Origin of the sequence: uncultured Roseobacter sp. (assembly GCF_947495275.1) — a bacterium.
Classification (GTDB): Bacteria; Pseudomonadota; Alphaproteobacteria; order Rhodobacterales; family Rhodobacteraceae; genus Roseobacter.
Genome location: NZ_CANLYL010000016.1, coordinates 92,186 through 110,073 on the forward strand (window position 1 = coordinate 92,186; position 17,888 = coordinate 110,073).

The window sequence follows — 17,888 nt, forward strand, 5'->3', positions numbered from 1 at the left end:
GTTCGGACCTACGGGAATTTGCTTGGTATCGAGAAATTATGATTGAAAAAATTGCAGTTGTAACAGGAGCCGCAGGCGGCATGGGGCAGGCTATCGTTTCTCGATTGCTGCTAGACGGTTTTCACGTCATCGGGTTTGATATCGATACCGGCGGGCTGACCAAATTGTCGCAGGCCGGATTTGAAGGCGTCGAGGTCGATCTCACTGATCCCGCAGCCATCGCGCAGGCATTTTCAAGCATCGGCAAGGCCCACGGCGGCATTGATGCGCTGGTCAACAACGCAGGAACTTGCCTGATGTCAGAGTTTCCAGAGATTCCGGCTGACGAATTCGATCAGCAGATGGCGCTCAACTTTTCCAGCGCTTTCCACTGTTGTCAGGCTGCGGTGAAGCTGATGCTGGGGCGCAGCGGGATCCGGAAAATCGTCAATATCTCTTCCAACGGGGCCTATAATTTCGATGTGTTCGACCCGCCGCATTACCGGGCGTCAAAGGCCGCCATGGACACCTTGACCAAAGATCTCGCACGGCGTTTTGCAAAGGAAAAAATCGCGGTGAACTCTATTGCGCCGGCGATGACGGAAACGCCATTGTTCAACGTTGTGAGCCGGGAAGTTCTCGACACTGCGATTTCACAGATGCCGCATGGCAGGGCAATGCAACCCGCAGAAGTGGCCGCATGGGTTGGTTTCCTGATTTCACCTGCCGGGGATGTTTGCAGCGGCAATGTGATCATCCTCAACCAGGGCCGGGATGTGCGCTAGCTATACCATTCCGGTGCTTTTCTGAGCGTGGGCCATTGCTCCGGACTATGCCCAAAAATCACTTTGGCTTTTTGATCCGTCGCAATCTGCATCAACCGCGCGCCATGCTTGATCGCCAGATCTTCATTCCAGGACCCTGCAAATTTCTCATCGATTTCGGCCGCGCGACTGATCGCATCCGAGGTCAGGAGGGTTGGCCCAGTCTCTGGCAAACACACCATGAAAGCCAATTGGCCCGGCGCATGGCCCGGTACCAGAAAAACGGTAAACCCTGGCCCAATGTCCACGTCTTCGGTAACCCGCAGATACTCTCTGTCAGGCCATTCCATAAGCTGTTTCCCCGACCAGTAGAGCGGTCGCGGCAAAGCACGTTCCGCGGCAGCAATGAGGATTGGAACACCGGGAAATCCGTCCATGAAGCCCACGTGATCAATATGCGTATGGCTTTGAATCATCAGATCAATATCAGAAGAAGATAAGCCAAGCAGCGCCAACTGAGCAGGTGCCATATTCTGATACGTGATCGACAGAACACGTCCGAAGCTGCCCAGATCGTCCTCCTCCGTGGCAAGCTGTGCATCTTGTGCATATTTTTCGGGAAACCCGGTGTCGATCAGCACGTTCTCTTCTTGGTCTGTCTGGATCAGAAATCCGCAAATCCCGATAATGCGGTTGTTGGCGTGCACCTGGAACAGACCGTAGTCCAGAGCGGCCATGCGCAGCGGGCGACCTTTCAGAAGGGGTTGCATAAGAACCGTCCGACCTCTCTTGTTGGAAGAGAACTAGACGAGACGCAGCTCATGAAAGTCAAGATACACACGCTTTTCCAGTATCTTCTTGAAACAACTTCAACGGCACCCGAGGCAATTGTCGGGTTTTCATTGTCGGAATCGCCAAGACTTGGCGCCTTTCTGGATGATCTTGACCCGGATTTACCGCTGGACTGGAACAATCTCGACTTTCGTGGCTTGCCCGAATTGCGCACCCATGTTCTGGCTCAGGCCGGGTTGACCGGTATCTGCGGGATCGAGGATGTGCTGATTACAGCAGGCGCGGCAGAGGCCAACTATCTGTCGATCATGCAGCTTGTGCAGCCCGGCGACGAGATTGTCGTTGAAACCCCCGGTTGGCCGCAGGCTGAAGTTCTGGCGCGGGCCATCGGCGCGGATATCGTGACGGTCGAACGTCGAGAAGAAGATAGCTGGAAACTATCGCTGGACGCAGTCAAGACTGCGGTCACGCCGCACACACGCCTGATCTTTCTAAGCAATCCGAACAACCCGACCGGGCAGGTTCTGGGTAAATCTGAGTTGGAAGAGATTACAAGGATCGCGGACAAAGTCGGCGCGTGGCTTTTGGTAGACGAGGTTTATGCCGGTCTGGAATGGCAAGGGCCCAGGGCTCCCTCCATCGCCGGGTTATACTCCAAAGGCATTACCACAGGCTCGGTCTCAAAAGCGCTTGGATTGCAGGGATTACGCACGGGCTGGCTGATCTGTTCGGACCCTGATCTGGTCATGGATGCGGTTATCTTGCGCGAAAACTCCTCGGAAATCATGAACATCATGGGCGAGGTCATCGCGGAATTAGCCTTGCGACCGGACCGGCTCCTACCCGCGATACAGGCCGCGCGCACGGCAGGTATGCGAAATCTTGCACGGATGAATGACTGGTTAGCAACGCAACCCGATCTGACCTGGGTGCCGCCGCAAGCCGGGTTGATAGGGCTTGGTCGCTTGCCGCAGGGTTTGGACAGTGACCGGTTCGCGCGTCGCCTGCTGGAAGCGCCTTACAGAACCTTTGTGTTGCCCGGCAGCGCCTATGGGCAACCAAATCACATCCGTCTTGGCGTTGGCGGTGGACCAGACGTCAAACTGGATGAAGGGCTGGGCCGGGTTGGCCAGGCATTGGCGGATTGGCGCAACGGGCTCTAGCGCAACCCATTCACCGCGATATAGCGCGCCAGATCAAGAATGATCTGCCCACGCGCAGTAGCAATCGCTTGCGGCCCGCCTGCGGGATCAAAGGTTTGCGACAGATCAAACAAGCCGGAGCGTTCACGCCCCCCCTCCGCAACTGCGACGAAATACTGTCCAACCGCGCGGAACTGTCCATCCGTACCGGCCACCAGACTTTCGAACCGCAGCTCCAGCCGAGCATCCGGCAACGTGTCCAAAGGCCAGGGGGCGGAAGCAACCCTTGCACCACTTAGCCCTGACAAATGGCGGGCAAGCTCTAAGGCAACTGCGCGCTCCGGAGTGTCGGCCCACAAGACCCCACGTTCGTTGGTGAGTTTGCCGTCTGTGCCGAGGCTGGAAATCTCATCAGAGGCGGCATAGGCAGGCAAGGAGATTTCTCTGATCTCGACAGAGCGAAAGGCAATTCTCTGGCGTTCCGTCGCTTGGGTTGCAGGAATGACATATCTGTCTGGCGCCGATGCGCAGGCCGTCAGGCAGCACAAGGCGAAAACCGGGAAGAGAGGTTTGAAAAATCCCATAGTCAACGTCCTCTGATGAGCGCGGTTGGATTACGTTCCAAAAGCCGTGCCAGGGCTGTCAGTGCGTTCGCAGCCTTTGAAATGTCGCGCAAAGCTGCCTGTGCATCGCGACTGATGACATCGCCCTGATTGTATCCCGCAATTGTCCGGCTGGCCTGATCGAATACATCGGTGATCTGTTCGACCAGTTGCGGCAGATCGCGGCTGGAAAGAGCCACGGCATCTGCTGCTTCACGCGCAGAATTCAAGGTTGCATTCACATTGCGCACGGCACCGCCTTCGCGCAATTCGGTCAGCGTCGCATTCAACTCATCCAGCGCGGCACCAAGCGATTCCGGAAGCTCCTGCGCGGCTGGGGTCCCGAGGATTGCATCAGCGGAGGCCAACAACTCCGTCAATTGCAAGGTCAATTCGTCGAGCGGCAGAGCCTCAGCCTTGGCTGCAACCCCGCTCAAACCTTCTATGAGTTCAGGCACCCCGGCCACCGATGCGCTGACTGAATTCGCGGCTTCGGTGGCGGCAGCAATTGCTTCTACAACCCGGGAGACAGCCTGGCCTTCTTCAATTTGCGACAGCAAGGTTTCGGCGCGTTGGATAGCGGCATTCAGAGAAACCGGGATGTCTTTGACTTCCTGCGAAGACACAATTGCGCGTATGTCGCCCAGCAATGCGCGGATTTCCTGAGGCGTCTCCCGCAGCTCCTTGCTGGAGACAAACGCCTCGGCTCCTTGCATGAATCCAATGGCGCTGTTGAGCAGTTCTTCGAACGGCAGGCTGTTGATACGGGTGAAAACCCCCTCTACCGTAGCGGTCGCATCGGAGATTTCGCTGTCTGTAGAAGGAAGGGTTGGCATGCCTTCCTCTTCGGTGATGGCAGCAGCAATCGGTGCATCTTCGATCTCCACCAGCTCAACTTTCAATCCACCTGTCAGCAGGCTTGCAGTTGCGAGACGCGCTCGCAGACCTTCCTGCACCCTTGCGTTGAGGAAAGAAACAACCGCCTCTGGCCCCAAATCCCCCGAAAGACCCAATCGGGCTGGCTGAATACCGATGATCACGTTTAGTCGGACACGCGCATCACCAAACCGCTCACGATCCACGATCCCCGACAGAGCTTCAACCGACCCGATGCGCAGACCGCTGAATTCAACGGGTGCGCCAAGTGCGAGGCCAGAAATATTTTCGTCGAAGATAACGCGCAGTTCGAGCAGCTCGGCCTCGGACCGGTTGAAGACGCTATTTCTCGCTGTGACCTCATCGGCGAAGACTTCAAAGACGGTGCCATCGGTCACCGGCTCGCCGCCGGATACGAATGTATCGAAGGTGAGCCCGCCACCGATCAGTGTAGCCAGAGATGAAAAATCCACCTCAGCACCTGAAGGACCAATGGAGACGCTGAAACCGGAGGTATCCCAAAACCGTGTATTGCCGGTGACCAGACGGCCATGCGGTTCATAAATAATGGCCTCCGCAATCGCAAAATTCCCTTCGCGAGAGATACGCGCCGAGCCCACACGCCCGATTTCAATACCTCTGAAGAGGATCGGACTGTTATCTGTCAACGACCCCCCCGGGGTTGTGCGCAACGCGATCTGCAGGCCCTCTTTGCCCGGACGGAACAGGGGCGGTATCTCCAATCCTTTGAATGCCGTGCGGATTGGCCCGATCTCGCTATCCCATGAACCTTCGATGAAAACGCCACTCAAAACAGTATCGAGGCCCGAAACGCCCTGGACAGACAGCTGCGGGCGGACAACCCAGAAAGAAGCTCCCGCATCCACATATCGCGCCACTTCCTTTTCCAGACGAATATGCGCGACAACGCCCTCCAACCCTTCGGAGAAAGTGACACCTTCGACGATACCAACCGTGACATCCCTAAACCGGACCTCGGTGCTGCCTGCGGCAATCCCGGCACCGTTCTCAAACTCGATCGAAATCAGGGGACCGCGATCATTGTATGACTGCCATGCGACAGTAAGGGCGACGATCAGCGCGAGAAACGGGATCGCCCAGACGATTGAAGCGCGCCCAAACAGCGTCTCGCGCGCAGGGTCGATCGGAACCGGATCGGGGGCGTTATTCATGGTCTTTCTTTCCTTTGCGCCACCGCTGCGCATCCCAAATCATCCGACTGTCGAAAGCCTGTGCAGAGAGCATAGTGAAAATCACTGACAAGGCAAAAAATAAGCTGGCAGGACCGGGACTTATCGCCACCAGGACATTGAGTTGCACCAGTGACGACAGGATCGCAACCACAAAGATGTCGATCATGGACCAACGACCGATATATTCGACCACCTCGTAGAGCAGCTGCCTTTGATTTTTTGACACGGTGGAAGGGCGGGTGACGGAAATGGCCAAAAAGGCGATTGCCATGAATTTTGCCAGAGGGATCGCAACACTCGCAATCAAGATAATGAGCGCGACGCCCACACTGCCATATTCGATCAACTCAATGGCACCTCCAACAATTGTACTTTCCTGAACGGTCAACAAGGTGCGGGTTCGGAGCATCGGATAGAGGTTGGCCGGTATATAACACATCAAACCCACCAGCCACAGCGCCCAGACACGTTGCAGGCTTTTGACGTCCCGGTGGTAGACGCGGTGACCGCACCGATTGCACGCCCGGGTCCCTATCGGCCAGACCTGAGCGCAGCGCGTACAAGCCACCACACCAAGATCACGGGCATTCAGGATTTCGCCGGCTTGCCGAGCGCGTTCCATACGGACCACCTGCACAAAAAATTATCCTGCACGACGACAAGAACAACAAGACCTGCAAACAACCAGAATGCAGGACCAAACCCAACTTCGGCCAAATCACTGATTTTCACCAATGCGACGGCGCATCCGATTGCAAATATTTCTGCCATGGACCAGGGACGCAAAGCTTCTGCCAGACGAAAGGCCTGAGCGGCATGCCGGGCCGGAGGTTTGTCGAGAACAATCGGGATCAGAACGTAAAGAGAGAGCAGCACACGTGTCAAAGGGATGAAAATGATCAACGCCGCGGTTGTCAGCGACAAAACGATCAGGGGACCATCGCTGAATGCAAGCGCCGCATCAAGCACAGACACGGTGTTCCGGGCGCCGCCAACCGAGACAGACAGGAACGGAAAAATCGCCGCCGCCGTGATCAGAACGAGAATGGCAAAGGAGAGGGCAATGATCTGCACGCCTGCTTTTCGGCGTGGTGTTATCAGAACGGTATGGCACCGATGGCAGACAGCGCGTTCCCCCGGGGCCGGGCGCACAAGCGCGTAAGCCGCGTCGCACTTCGGGCAGACGATCAAATCTTCACGGGGATTCGCGGCGCTTGCTGACATGCGTTTCGTTTTAAACGCTTTCAGGGCAAACGAACATGGGTCATGTGCGCGGGATTGCAATCGAGGTATTGCCACCGACCGCCCGTTTCAGCGGACGGAGGCAATCATTTACTGAAACGCGTTATTTGCCCCAGATTTTCCTGTACTCATCACGGTAGCCGTTACCGGGATCGAAGATGTTGTTCTCACCACCGTCAAAGGCAACATTTTCCTGCGTGACCACATGCAACGGCGAGGTATAGCCAGAGCATTCTTCGCGCTGAATGGCCCGGTTCAGCTCATCCACCAGTTGCCAACCTTGCAGATTGAGCGGCTCGGCCACGGTCACAGCCTGATACTGGTTGGAACGAATACGTTGGTACGCGCTTTCCGAGCCATCTCCAGCGGCCACGGCAAGCGGTTTCTGGTTGCCCCCCAAACCGGCAGAGGCAAGGCTTGGTCCCATGAAATCAAAATAGATGTCATTGATCGCAAGGCTATGTGTCCACTTGTCTCCGTGACGCTGCAATAGGGCCGTTGTCAGCGTCGGCATGCGGCTTGAGGTGTCCGCGATGGGCGTGTCGACATATTCCAGAACCGTACCTCCCAGTTTCTCGATGGTTTCCTTGATGCGGTCCGCCTTGGCGATCGCGATCTGGTAGGTGCTGTCGGTAAAGATCACGACACCCGGCTCACCACCCGCATCGGCAAAGGCCCATTGGGCAGCGGCTTCAGATACCTGCATGGCATCCGTCGAGACGTTGGCAAAGATGCCGTTGCCCGGGTTGCATCCGATCACCGGACCGGAGTGCCAGGCGACCATTGGAACATTTGCATTTTGCGCTTGTTCCAGTGCGGCCTGCTGTTCCACTGCGTCAAAGCCGTTGATGATAATACCCGCCGGTTGCAGCGCCAGCGCCTGACCGAACGCGGCTGTGCGGCCCTGAATGGAGCCCGCGCCATCCAGAACGCGTACGTCCCACCCAATGGCAGCGGCAGCTTCTTCGACGCCATTTGTGACGCCAAGAATACCGCCATTTTTCAGATCACCGGCCAGCACAACGATGGTGCCAGCTTCTGCTCCGGTTGGGCCCGATGTGGGACCGTCCCAGGCGGTTTTCTGACCTGCGTGCAGTTTCACTGCCGCCATGGCTTCTGAAACGGCGTCCGCATATGACGGACCGGCGACAGCCAGCGCCAGGATTGAGGCTGTTAGAGTTCTTCTGAGCATAGTGTCCTCCCTTTCTCAGTTTTTGTTGATCACTTCGGGCCGGAGCCCTTTTTTCGCTGTGCATATCCCGCGATGCCAATGGCGATCAGCAGGGTCAGGCCATTGAACATCGGCTCGACCCAGAACGATCCGCCAAATTGCTGAATGCCCGAGATGCCGACCGCAAGAATGACGACACCCACGATTGTACCCCAGACATTGACCCGCCCCGGTTTGATCGTGGTGGATCCCAGAAAGGCACCGACAAGAGCAGGCAACAGGAATTCCAGCCCGACAGAGGCCTGACCGATGCGCAGTTTTGATGCCAGCAATACGCCGGTCAACGCGGTCAGCGTTCCTGATGCAATGAACGCGCCAACGACATATTTACGGGTGGGAATGCCATTCAAAGCTGCGGCTTTCTGGTTCGCACCGATGGCATAGAGAAACCGGCCAATGGGTGTGTATTCCAGGATGAGCCATAAAACGATGGTGATCGCCAGAACGTAGAATCCGGTGATCGGCAGGCCAAGCACAAAGGTGCCGTTTAGCGCGTAGAACCCTTCCGGCAGCACGCCCACAACCTGTCGTCCGCCAGTGTGCCAGAGCGCCAGCGCATAGAGCACGGTGCCGGTGCCCAGAGTGGCGATGAAGGCGTCGATCTTTGCGATTTCCACCAGAAATCCGTTTGCCAGACCCGTCAATGCACCAAGACCAATCACCGTGATCACCGCCATCGGCCAGGGAAACCCATAGAGTGTCTGCAAGGAGATCGCGAGGATGTGCCAAAGGACAATCCCATAGCCGACCGTCAGGTCAATGCGGCCCGCGACCATCGGGATCATCGCCGCCAGTGACAGCAAGGCTATGATCGATTTATCGGAGACAATGGAACGCAGATTGAGCACCGTGGGGAACGTGTTCGGTAGCAGCACCGAAAACAGGATGATCAGCCCGAACATCAGGATCACCAGCCCGTAAACCGGGGCCAGACGTATGAGTTTTTGCCCGAAAGTCATACCGGCCAGCTGGTCTTTGGTTGGCTCAAGAGCATCGGATTCGATGGAGTTCACGTGTTTGCCTCCCTCAGGCCGCTTCACCGGCCGATGCGGCCTGAATGAGCGATTGTGTTGTAAGTTGGTCGCCGGACACTTCGGTCACAGGCACACCCCGGCTGAAAACCAGAGCGCGATGACAAATATTGGCGATTTCCTCGAAATCGGTTGAAACGACAAGCACGCCCATGCCAGCGGCCATCGCATCGTAAAGCAGTTGATAGATTTCCGCCTTGGCACCCACGTCCACCCCGGCTGTGGGGTCTTCGGCAATCAGAAAGCTGCGCCCTGTGTCGAGCCACCGACCCACAACGATTTTTTGCTGGTTACCGCCGGACAGCGCCTCAATCGCCAATGTCGGATCATTGGGGGACAAGCCAACGCGGCCACCAAGCGCGCGGGCGCGGACGTCTTCGGGTCGCGATCCCATGAAGGAAAAGAGTTTGCGGCCATGCGTCAGCGGATTGAGATAGGCGTTTTCGCGGATTGTCAGCGCGGGCGCGATGGATTCCACAACCCGGTCACGCGCCACAAACCCGATGCCCGAAGATACCGCCCCAATCGGGGAGGTCAGATCGGGCATTTGGCCCAAAAGTGTGACCGATCCCTGATGTGGCAGGAGACCAAAGAGCGCGCGTCCAATGTCTTCATGCCCGGCACCGCGCAATCCGACAAGCCCGAGCATTTCACCCTTCTGAACGGTGAAACTGGCAGGGCCTGCGGTTTCTGTCCGCAGGTCTTTCACATCAAGTACTGCGTCCCCGGTCTGGGCGTCCGGACGCGCGATATCGCGTGTCTTGCCGCCCACGATCAGGTCCACCAAGTCTTCGGGATCTGTCTCAGCGATAGTGCGCATCCCGACCATTTCGCCATCGCGCAGCACGGCCACCCTGTCCGCGATTTTGAAAATCTCATCCAGCCGGTGCGAAACGTAGATCATCCCCACACCTTTGTCCCGCAGCGGCCTGAGAGCGGCAAACAACCGTTCTACCTCGTCGGCAGGCAGGGACGCCGTAGGTTCATCCAGCACCAGAAAATCGCATTCCACCGCCAATGCCCGCGCAATAGCCACCAGTGATTTCTCGGTGCGGGAAAGATCAGAGACACGCGTTGTCGGCGCGAAATCCGCATCCACCAGCGCAAGCGCATCGCGCGCAATGCTCTCCGTAGCAACCCAGTCAATCCGGCCACCGCGCCGCATGTATCCAACGGCCAGCGCGATATTTTCAGCGACGCTCATCCACTCGATAAGCCCCAGATCCTGGTGGATAAACGCAACGGCTTGTCGTTCATTCACCGCGCCTGCGACGTGTTTGTAAGGCACGCCTTCGATGCTGACGCTTCCGCTGTCAGGCGTGTGGATCCCGCCCAGCACTTTGATGAGCGTTGATTTTCCGGCCCCGTTTTCGCCCAAAAGTGCGACAATTTCACCGCGGCCCACATCCAGCGAGACGCCCCGCAGCGCATGCGTGCCCCCAAAGGTTTTCACGATATTTTCAAATCGCAGGTCGTTTTTTTTCGAAGATGTCCCTTCGGACATGGTGGTCCTCCCTCGCTACCAACAAGGATCGTTATCGGTAACATATCGGATCATCGGACCAGATCCCCAGGGAGTCAACAAGAAAAGTTATCGATAACATTTATTGTGAAGAGAAAGCCCGCAGATCGAAATTAGGACCTGCGGGTTGGTTGTTCTGTCTTGAATTGAAGCGCCGGGTTCGGAGCTTTAATGCGCCCAGGGACCATGTTGGCCCGTACTGCCATCGTCCAGCCGTGCAAATCCATGTAGCCCAAAGAAATCGCGCTGGCCCTGAATCATATTTGCTGTGCCGCGATGGGTACGCATGGCGTCGAAATATGTCAGGCCCGATCCCAGGGCAGGGGCGGGGATACCGTGCAGGGCCGCCTGGGCGACCACTTGCCGCAACGCGTCGTGGCTGGTTTTCAGCTTTTCGGAGAAAAATGGCGCAAACATCAGGTTTCGCCCAGAGTCATCGGTGAGGGCCGAGGCCATATCGTTGAGCATGTCTGACCGGATGATGCAGCCCTCGCGCCAGACACGGGCAATCTCGGGCAGGGGCAGGGCCCAGCCAAAAGCGTCAGACGCAGCGGAAATCATCGCGAAACCCTGCGCGTAGCACAGGATCTTGCCACAGATCATCGCCTGTTCCATCGCGTCAATATTCAGTGTTCCCTCTGCCATCGGTCTGGGTGCCGCGCCAAAAAGCACTTCACCCTCTGCGCGAGCATCCCGACGCGACGAAAGATTGCGCGCGACCACAGCTGCTTCGATGGCAGGAATCGGGGCGGCGAGGTGTTGCGCTTCGATGACCGTCCATCGACCCGTGCCTTTTTGACCCGCAGCATCAACAATGACGTCCAGCAATGGCGCGTTCGTGGCGGCATCCGTTGTCCCGGCTACTTTTCCGGAAATCTCCACCAGATAGGACCGCAGTGGCCCTTCGTTCCAGCGATCAAAGACAGCGCCTACAGCCCCGGCATCATAGCCCATGCCATCACGCAGAATGCCATAAACCTCCGCGATCATCTGCATGTCCGCGTATTCGATGCCATTATGCACAGCCTTCACAAAATGACCCGCACCTTCTTCACCCATCCATGTGGCGCAAGGAGTACCTTCGTATTTGGCGCTGATCGCTTCGAGCACATGTGACACGCGATCCCAAAATTCCCGTTTGCCGCCGCCCATGATTGACGGACCATGACGCGCGCCTTCTTCGCCCCCGGACACGCCAATTCCCAGGAGTGGACCGGTTGCTTCGCGTGCGCGACGGTTGGTGTCGTGGAAATTGGCATTGCCTGCATCTATGATCAGGTCATCAGGGCCTAGCAGCGGGCGCAGTGCCGCAATCTGGTCGTCCACCGCCTGCCCGGCGGGGACCATCAAAATGATCGCGCGCGGTGACCTGATGGCCGTAACAAGGTCCTCCAAGCTGTCGGTGGGTGTGATTTTCGAAGCGAGTTCTCCGGATGCTGCGTGAAAATCATGCGTGACTTGCGTCGTACGGTTCCAGACTGCGATGTCGAAACCCTTTTCCGCAATATTCATGGCGAGGGCCGCGCCCATCGTCCCAAGGCCAACCAGCCCGATTTCACTTGTCATGGAAATTGCACTCCCGCTCTGTTCAGTGTCACACGGTAGACGCTGGTCGTCGCCGTGATGTAAAGTTCGTGTTTTGCGCGCCCACCGAAGCAGATGTTGGACACCAGTTCCGGCACCAGAATCTTGCCCAGCAGGCGACCGTCCGGTGCAATGCAATGCACCCCATCCGCCGCCGAAGACCAAAGGTTGCCATCGGTGTCCACACGAAAGCCATCCGCAATACCGGGGTCAATCTTGTGGAAGTGACGCCCGTTCTGAACTCTGTCACCCACGACGTCATAAACCCGGATATGCTGCGCATCATCGGAAAACATGCGGCCCGTGTCAGCCACATAAAGCAAGTTTTCGTCGGGAGAAAATGCCAACCCATTGGGGCAGTTCATGTCCTCGATCACAACGTCAAGCGTGCCTGCGTCCGGGTCGGCGCGGTAGACAACGCAGGGGTTTTCCTGCGGGCTTGTGTAACCTTCATAGTTGGTCATGATCCCGTAGTGTGGATCGGAAAACCAGATGCTGTCGTCGGATTTTACGATCACATCATTGGGCGAATTCAAAGGCTTGCCATCGAATTTATCGGCAATGACCGTGACCTTCCCGTCATGCTCGGTGCGGGTGACACGGCGTGTCCCGTGCTCGCAGGAGACCAGTCTGCCCTGACGGTCGCGGGTATGCCCGTTGGCGTAGTTGGAAGGGCTGCGATAGGTCGTCACGCCACTTTCCGGCGTCCACCGCATTATGCGGTTATTTGGGATGTCCGAGAACAACAGGCACCCTGCGTCGCCAAACCAGACCGGCCCCTCAACCCAGTCAAATCCCGTGGCAATCTGCTTTACAGGCGCGTTGCCCAGCACATATTGCCCAAAGACGGGATCGTGAATTTCGAAAAATGACATGGGGTTCCTCCCACTTTTCTTTCCCTTGAGTTAACGATAACACCCAAAGGCGTCAAATCGAAAGGTCCGTTCCATGTCGAACCCGTATTTCAACTCCACTGAAGTTTTGACCCACGCCGGTGTCATGGCGATGCTCTCTGCCGGAATTGCGCGCGCCGAAGCAATGGGACAGCCACAAGTGATTGTCATTGTGGATGCCAGCGGCGAACTTCTGGGGGAAATCCGCATGACCGGCGCAAAATATCTCAGCAGGAAAAGCGCTTTCAGCAAAGCGCGCACCGCGGCATCTATTGGTGCGCCCAGCGACAGTGTTCCCGAAGCTGTACGCGCAGGCATCGGGCTTGCAACGGGCGGCGAAGTGACGGGCTTGCCTGGCGGATTGCCCATTCGGCACAACGGTGTCTTGTTGGGGGGCATCGGGGTCGGCTCCGGCACCGGGCCGCAGGATATTGACGTCGGGCGCGCGGCGCTTGCTGCGATTGGCGCGGATGCGTGAGCGTTAATTTCAGGCAAAGGAAATTTGCGCTTTCATGGCCTGCGTCCGGTCACTCGCCAGATCAAAGGCTTTGACCGCCTCCGCAAGGGGCAGGGTTTGTGTGATCAGAGGTTTAACGTCGATCAATCCCTTTTTCATCAGCTCAACCCCGGTAAAGAATTCCGCGTGAAAACGGAAAGACCCGCAAAGCTTAAGTTCTTTTGCGGTGATGGCCTGCACGGGCAGAGTCATGTCGCCCCCCATCCCCAATTGTACGATTGTCCCGCGGGGGCGTAACGCGGCAATACCCCCTGCAAGCGCCGGTGCCGCCCCGGTACATTCAAACAGAACGTCGAAGGTACCCTTGTCAGCTTCATAGGCTTTCAACGCCTCGGGGTCCTCCATTGAGTTGATCGCCCGGTCCGCACCATTTTGACGAGCCATGTTCAATGTGAAATCGGTCAAATCCGTCGCCACGATTTCAGCCGCACCCGCACGGCGTGCCACCAGGATACAGAGCAGACCGATAGGCCCGCAGCCGGTGACCAGAACACGCTTGCCCAAAAGCTCACCGGCCTGACGCGCGCCGTGTAAACACACTGCAAGAGGTTCTGCCATGGCCGCTTCTCCCGCGGTCAGACCCTCAGCGGGAGCACATTGCTTTTGGTCTGCAACCAGCATTTGCCGGAAAGCCCCCTGAATATGCGGGAACGGCATCGCCGAGCCATAAAACCGCATGTTCAGGCAATGATTAAGAGCGCCCTCATGGCAATAGCTGCAGGCAAGACATGGGCGCGACGGCGACACCGCGACCAATTGACCAAGGCTGAGGCCGTCGACTTCGGGACCCAGTGCAATGACATGCCCTGACACCTCGTGCCCGAGGATCATCGGTTCTTTGACGCGGATCGCACCAATGCCGCCATGATTATAGTAATGCAGGTCGGAACCACAAATGCCGCCGGTCGCAATCGCGATCTGAACTTCTCCGATACCCGGTGCCGCAACGGATGTTTCCTCGATTCGCAAATCCCGTTGGCCGTGGATGACGATAGATTTCATGTTGTGTTCCTTCTGGAAAAAAGACCGACCAACCGAAAGGTGGTAAGAATTCGCAGCATATTGAGTGATCTCTTGACAAGTTTTGTTAACGATAACATAAACTGGTGTTAACCCTATTGTCGAGAAGAAAGAGAGCCCCATGAGCCTGAGCCTATTTGATCTGACCGGTCGCCGCGCGCTGATAACCGGCTCTTCGCAAGGCATCGGATTTGCGCTGGCCAAAGGTTTGCAGGCCGCCGGGGCTGATATAGTCCTTAATGGGCGTGATACCGCGAAACTGGATGCGGCGGCAGCTCAATTCGATGGCCATGTCGATGTACTACCTTTCGACGCGACAGATCACGACGCAGTCCGCGCCGCTGTGGATGGCTTTGAAGCAAACAAGGGCGCAATCGACATTCTGGTCAATAACGCCGGCATGCAGCACCGCACGCCCCTCGAAGATTTTCCGGCAGATGCGTTTGAACGTCTGATGCAGACCAATATCGCCAGCGTTTTCCACGTCGGGCAAGCCTGCGCGCGGCACATGATCGGTCGCGGGCAAGGCAAGATCATCAATATCGCCTCTGTCCAGACAGCACTCGCCCGTCCCGGGATTGCCCCCTATACGATGACCAAGGGCGCGGTCGCCAACCTGACCAAGGGGATGGCCACGGATTGGGCCAAACACGGTCTGCAATGCAATGGTCTGGCCCCCGGATATTTCGATACACCTCTGAACGCAGCATTGGTGGCAGATCCAGAGTTCTCCGCCTGGCTCGAAAAACGAACACCCGCGGGGCGATGGGGCAATGTTGATGAGCTTGTGGGGACCTGCATTTTCCTAGCATCAAATGCATCTTCATTCGTGAACGGCACCACCGTCTTTGTGGATGGCGGCATCACGGCCTCGTTGTGAGCTTTCCGCGCTACATTGTGATGGGCGTTTCAGGCTGTGGAAAAACATCCATCGGAATGGCCTTTGCCGAAGCGATTGGCGCTGGCTTTATTGACGGCGACGATCTGCACCCTGAGGCCAATGTTAAAAAGATGGCGCGGGGGGAACCCTTGAACGACGCAGACCGGCGCCCTTGGTTGGCCGAGGTCGCGGCTCAATTCAGAAAATCACAGGACGGGCTGGTCATCGGCTGCTCGGCTTTGCGTCGAAAGTACCGCGACTGGCTCAGAGACGGCGCAGGCGGCAAAATCGTGTTTCTGCATCTTTCCGGGACGCGCGATGTCATCGCGGAACGCATGCGGGCCAGAAAAGACCATTTCATGCCGCTATCTCTGCTCGACAGCCAGTTTTCAGCACTTGAACCACCCCAGGCGGACGAGCTGAGCGTTACGGTAGATATTGACCAAAGTATCACCGACATCGTTTCCGATCTGACCCAAAAAATCGAAGGAATTCATGTATGAGTGTCAAGGTCGCGTTAATCGGTGCAGGGGCCATGGGCGGTGCGATAGGGGCCCGTCTGGCCGAGACCGGCAACCAGCTAACCGTGTTCGATCTTGATCAAGCAAAAGTGGCCGAACTGGTCGCCAGAGGCGCAAATGCGGCACCTTCCGCCGCGGCTGCAGCCAAAGCATCGGACTACGTGATCACAAGTCTTAATAGTCCGAAAATTGTGGAAATCGCAGTGTTTGGCCCTGATGGAATCGCGGAAGGCGCGCGCGAAGGCACATTGATCATCGACATGTCGTCGATTGATCCCGATGCCACAAAAACATTGGCCGACCGGGCGGCGGAGGCTGGCTTGCGATGGGTCGACAGCCCTCTGTCAGGTGGCGCACCCAAAGCCCTTAGCGGAGAGCTCACTTTAATGGCTGGCGGCAGCGCGGCAGATTTCGAAGACGCGCGCAACGTGCTGAAACATGTGGCCAGCAATTACACGCATATGGGGCCGGTTGGTGCTGGTCAGACGACGAAACTTATCAATCAGGTGCTGTGCGGTCTCGGTTTCATGGCTGTGGCAGAGGCCACGCAACTGGCTTTGGACGCAGGCGTAACAGCCGAAAAAGTGCCCGTCGCCTTGCAAGGGGGACGTGCGGACAGTGCGATCCTTCAGGAATACATGCCCCGGTTTGCAACCAAGGACTACCGTCGCACCGGGCGCATCGACAACATGGTCAAGGATCTCAATGGCGCGCAGGATTTGGCGCGGCGCACAAATACCTCCATGCCGCTGACCGCGCTTTGTCTGGAGGTTCACAGGATGCTGACAGCCGCCGGGTTGGGCGGCGAAGATCAGGCCGCGCTGATGGAGTTTTTCAAGGGTCCGCAACAGGAGCCGTTTTCATGATTGATACCGGAGCACGACTGGACGGTCACAAAGCAGTCGAGGCGCGAAAGCTCTGAAACCTGAGACAGGCCGACCCCTTCGGCGATAGGAGAAATTGATGGACAGACCGCCCACGATGAAAGATGTCGCCCGTGCCGCAGGTGTTTCCGTCATGACCGTGAGCCGAGCGTTCAAAAGTGATCGTTCCGTCAGTCAGCAAACTCGTGAAAAGGTGCGCGAAATTGCCGAAAAGATGGGGTATGTTTTTGACAGCACCGCCGCAAATTTGAGATCGCAAAAGTCCGGTTTCATCGCTGTTACCATCCCGACGATTGATAACGGAAACTTCTCCGATACCGTGGGGTCGCTTTCCGCTCATCTCAATGCGTCGGGCCTGCAAATCCTGCTCGGCTATTCTGACTACAGTATCGAAAAGGAAGAGGAACTGATTGAGCAATTACTACGCAGGCGCCCCGAAGCCATCGTTGTGACCGGCGGACGGCACACGGAGCGAACCAGGCGCTTGTTGAAGCAGGCAGGCATTCCAGTGGTCGAAATGTGGGATTTGCCAACCGACCCGATTGATCATGTCGTCGGCTTTTCCAATGCTTCAACAATGGAGATGATGGTCGATCATCTGGTTGAACAGGGGTATCAACGAATTGCCTTTGTCGGTGGTGATACAGTCTGGGATACGCGTGGTGCGGATCGCCGCCGGGGTTTTGTAACCGGAATGGCAAGACATGGTCTATCGGGTCAGGCTCGGTTTATCGCCGGGGGTAAACCACCGATCTCCATGCGCCAGGGTGCGGATGCGATGACCGAACTGCTCGAGCAATACCCGGATACCGAAGCCGTCATCTGCGTCTCTGATCCCGCAGCATTTGGCGCAACAACCGAATGCATGCGACGCGGTCTGGTCATTCCCCAGGACATGGCGGTCGCTGGGTTTGGCGGGTATGAGCTCTCCTCTATTTCGCATCCGACGATAACCACGGTAGACCCGCGTCCGATGGACATCGGATCACAAACAGCGAAACTGATTTCCTTCCTGTTGAATTCGGCGGAAAGACATGAAGGCTCGAAGCGGGTCGAAATCTCTCCAGTCCTCCGCCCTGGAGCGTCTACGATGCGCTAATAATTAACATAACATGTCTTATACGAATTAGTTGGTGTAGCCGCAAAGCTAAAATGTCACCCATCTGCAATTCAGGAATGTCACTCTCGCCCACA

General features: G+C 56.9%; 18 protein-coding genes. 7 read left to right on the forward strand and 11 right to left on the reverse strand.

Annotated features, from left to right (window positions below; all coding sequences use genetic code 11):
• The first annotated feature begins 38 nt into the window (after positions 1-38).
• Positions 39-764, forward strand: a complete 726-nt coding sequence (locus Q0802_RS21710) for an SDR family oxidoreductase (RefSeq protein WP_298921970.1) — start codon at positions 39-41, stop codon at positions 762-764.
• Here Q0802_RS21710 and Q0802_RS21715 read toward each other — a convergent pair.
• Complete coding sequence (locus Q0802_RS21715) at positions 761-1,513, reverse strand: MBL fold metallo-hydrolase (protein ID WP_298921971.1); 753 nt, start codon at positions 1,511-1,513, stop codon at positions 761-763. The two genes, Q0802_RS21710 and Q0802_RS21715, sit on opposite strands and share 4 nt — an antisense overlap.
• Positions 1,514-1,564: 51 nt before the next feature.
• Here Q0802_RS21715 and Q0802_RS21720 point away from each other — a divergent pair, with 51 nt between their 5' ends.
• Entirely contained in the window at positions 1,565-2,698 is a 1,134-nt protein-coding gene (locus Q0802_RS21720; protein WP_298921972.1) for a pyridoxal phosphate-dependent aminotransferase, read from the forward strand.
• Here the strand turns inward: Q0802_RS21720 and Q0802_RS21725 are convergent.
• The 9 genes from Q0802_RS21725 to Q0802_RS21765 form a co-directional block, all read right to left on the reverse strand.
• Complete coding sequence (locus Q0802_RS21725; RefSeq protein WP_298921973.1) at positions 2,695-3,261, reverse strand: ABC-type transport auxiliary lipoprotein family protein; 567 nt, start codon at positions 3,259-3,261, stop codon at positions 2,695-2,697. The genes Q0802_RS21720 and Q0802_RS21725 overlap by 4 nt on opposite strands.
• A gap of 2 nt (positions 3,262-3,263) precedes the next feature.
• Positions 3,264-5,348 carry an MlaD family protein gene (locus Q0802_RS21730; protein ID WP_298921974.1) on the reverse strand — a complete coding sequence of 695 codons (2,085 nt, stop codon included), beginning with the start codon at positions 5,346-5,348 and terminating at the stop codon, positions 3,264-3,266.
• Entirely contained in the window at positions 5,341-5,991 is a 651-nt protein-coding gene (locus Q0802_RS21735; protein ID WP_298921978.1) for a paraquat-inducible protein A, read from the reverse strand. The genes Q0802_RS21730 and Q0802_RS21735 overlap by 8 nt, the downstream gene beginning before the upstream one ends.
• On the reverse strand, positions 5,958-6,593 hold the full coding sequence (locus Q0802_RS21740; protein ID WP_298921979.1) for a paraquat-inducible protein A: 636 nt from the start codon (positions 6,591-6,593) through the stop codon (positions 5,958-5,960). The genes Q0802_RS21735 and Q0802_RS21740 overlap by 34 nt, the downstream gene beginning before the upstream one ends.
• 121 nt (positions 6,594-6,714) lie before the next feature.
• A complete protein-coding gene (locus tag Q0802_RS21745; RefSeq protein ID WP_298921980.1) occupies positions 6,715-7,803 on the reverse strand; it encodes a substrate-binding domain-containing protein in 1,089 nt (362 codons plus the stop codon).
• 29 nt (positions 7,804-7,832) lie between these two features.
• Positions 7,833-8,855 carry an ABC transporter permease gene (locus tag Q0802_RS21750; protein WP_298921981.1) on the reverse strand — a complete coding sequence of 341 codons (1,023 nt, stop codon included), beginning with the start codon at positions 8,853-8,855 and terminating at the stop codon, positions 7,833-7,835.
• Positions 8,856-8,868: 13 nt separating this feature from the next.
• Positions 8,869-10,377, reverse strand: a complete 1,509-nt coding sequence (locus Q0802_RS21755; protein ID WP_298921982.1) for a sugar ABC transporter ATP-binding protein — start codon at positions 10,375-10,377, stop codon at positions 8,869-8,871.
• 186 nt (positions 10,378-10,563) lie between these two features.
• Entirely contained in the window at positions 10,564-11,961 is a 1,398-nt protein-coding gene (gene gndA / locus Q0802_RS21760; protein ID WP_298921983.1) for an NADP-dependent phosphogluconate dehydrogenase, read from the reverse strand.
• Positions 11,958-12,854, reverse strand: coding sequence for an SMP-30/gluconolactonase/LRE family protein (locus Q0802_RS21765; protein WP_298921984.1), 897 nt, complete (start codon positions 12,852-12,854; stop codon positions 11,958-11,960). The genes gndA and Q0802_RS21765 overlap by 4 nt, the downstream gene beginning before the upstream one ends.
• Positions 12,855-12,927: 73 nt before the next feature.
• Here Q0802_RS21765 and Q0802_RS21770 point away from each other — a divergent pair, with 73 nt between their 5' ends.
• A complete protein-coding gene (locus tag Q0802_RS21770; RefSeq protein WP_298921985.1) occupies positions 12,928-13,350 on the forward strand; it encodes a heme-binding protein in 423 nt (140 codons plus the stop codon).
• 9 nt (positions 13,351-13,359) lie between these two features.
• Here Q0802_RS21770 and Q0802_RS21775 read toward each other — a convergent pair whose 3' ends face one another.
• On the reverse strand, positions 13,360-14,391 hold the full coding sequence (locus tag Q0802_RS21775) for an L-idonate 5-dehydrogenase (protein WP_298921986.1): 1,032 nt from the start codon (positions 14,389-14,391) through the stop codon (positions 13,360-13,362).
• A 139-nt stretch (positions 14,392-14,530) separates the two neighbouring features.
• Between Q0802_RS21775 and Q0802_RS21780 the strand changes: the two genes are divergently transcribed.
• The 4 genes from Q0802_RS21780 (at position 14,531) to Q0802_RS21795 (ending at position 17,793) form a co-directional block, all read left to right on the forward strand.
• The gene (locus Q0802_RS21780) at positions 14,531-15,289 is read left to right on the forward strand and encodes an SDR family oxidoreductase (RefSeq protein WP_298921987.1); all 759 of its coding nucleotides are present in this window, start codon (positions 14,531-14,533) and stop codon (positions 15,287-15,289) included.
• Positions 15,286-15,792, forward strand: a complete 507-nt coding sequence (locus Q0802_RS21785) for a gluconokinase (protein WP_298921988.1) — start codon at positions 15,286-15,288, stop codon at positions 15,790-15,792. Before Q0802_RS21780 ends, Q0802_RS21785 begins: the two co-directional genes overlap by 4 nt.
• Positions 15,789-16,676, forward strand: a complete 888-nt coding sequence (locus Q0802_RS21790) for an NAD(P)-dependent oxidoreductase (RefSeq protein ID WP_298921989.1) — start codon at positions 15,789-15,791, stop codon at positions 16,674-16,676. Before Q0802_RS21785 ends, Q0802_RS21790 begins: the two co-directional genes overlap by 4 nt.
• A 97-nt stretch (positions 16,677-16,773) precedes the next feature.
• On the forward strand, positions 16,774-17,793 hold the full coding sequence (locus tag Q0802_RS21795) for a LacI family DNA-binding transcriptional regulator (RefSeq protein ID WP_298921990.1): 1,020 nt from the start codon (positions 16,774-16,776) through the stop codon (positions 17,791-17,793).
• The last annotated feature ends 95 nt before the right edge of the window (positions 17,794-17,888 follow it).

What these genes read in the sequence shown, in the direction of transcription:
- Q0802_RS21770 (WP_298921985.1), top strand. Translation starts at nt 12,928, where the DNA reads ATGTCGAACCCGTATTTCAACTCCACTGAAGTTTTGACCCACGCCGGT.
- Q0802_RS21725 (WP_298921973.1), bottom strand. Translation starts at nt 3,261, where the DNA reads ATGGGATTTTTCAAACCTCTCTTCCCGGTTTTCGCCTTGTGCTGCCTG.
- gndA (WP_298921983.1), bottom strand. Translation starts at nt 11,961, where the DNA reads ATGACAAGTGAAATCGGGCTGGTTGGCCTTGGGACGATGGGCGCGGCC.
- Q0802_RS21790 (WP_298921989.1), top strand. Translation starts at nt 15,789, where the DNA reads ATGAGTGTCAAGGTCGCGTTAATCGGTGCAGGGGCCATGGGCGGTGCG.
- Q0802_RS21745 (WP_298921980.1), bottom strand. Translation starts at nt 7,803, where the DNA reads ATGCTCAGAAGAACTCTAACAGCCTCAATCCTGGCGCTGGCTGTCGCC.
- Q0802_RS21795 (WP_298921990.1), top strand. Translation starts at nt 16,774, where the DNA reads ATGGACAGACCGCCCACGATGAAAGATGTCGCCCGTGCCGCAGGTGTT.
- Q0802_RS21735 (WP_298921978.1), bottom strand. Translation starts at nt 5,991, where the DNA reads ATGGAACGCGCTCGGCAAGCCGGCGAAATCCTGAATGCCCGTGATCTT.
- Q0802_RS21715 (WP_298921971.1), bottom strand. Translation starts at nt 1,513, where the DNA reads ATGCAACCCCTTCTGAAAGGTCGCCCGCTGCGCATGGCCGCTCTGGAC.
- Q0802_RS21720 (WP_298921972.1), top strand. Translation starts at nt 1,565, where the DNA reads ATGAAAGTCAAGATACACACGCTTTTCCAGTATCTTCTTGAAACAACT.
- Q0802_RS21780 (WP_298921987.1), top strand. Translation starts at nt 14,531, where the DNA reads ATGAGCCTGAGCCTATTTGATCTGACCGGTCGCCGCGCGCTGATAACC.
- Q0802_RS21730 (WP_298921974.1), bottom strand. Translation starts at nt 5,348, where the DNA reads ATGAATAACGCCCCCGATCCGGTTCCGATCGACCCTGCGCGCGAGACG.
- Q0802_RS21765 (WP_298921984.1), bottom strand. Translation starts at nt 12,854, where the DNA reads ATGTCATTTTTCGAAATTCACGATCCCGTCTTTGGGCAATATGTGCTG.
- Q0802_RS21755 (WP_298921982.1), bottom strand. Translation starts at nt 10,377, where the DNA reads ATGTCCGAAGGGACATCTTCGAAAAAAAACGACCTGCGATTTGAAAAT.
- Q0802_RS21710 (WP_298921970.1), top strand. Translation starts at nt 39, where the DNA reads ATGATTGAAAAAATTGCAGTTGTAACAGGAGCCGCAGGCGGCATGGGG.
- Q0802_RS21775 (WP_298921986.1), bottom strand. Translation starts at nt 14,391, where the DNA reads ATGAAATCTATCGTCATCCACGGCCAACGGGATTTGCGAATCGAGGAA.
- Q0802_RS21740 (WP_298921979.1), bottom strand. Translation starts at nt 6,593, where the DNA reads ATGTCAGCAAGCGCCGCGAATCCCCGTGAAGATTTGATCGTCTGCCCG.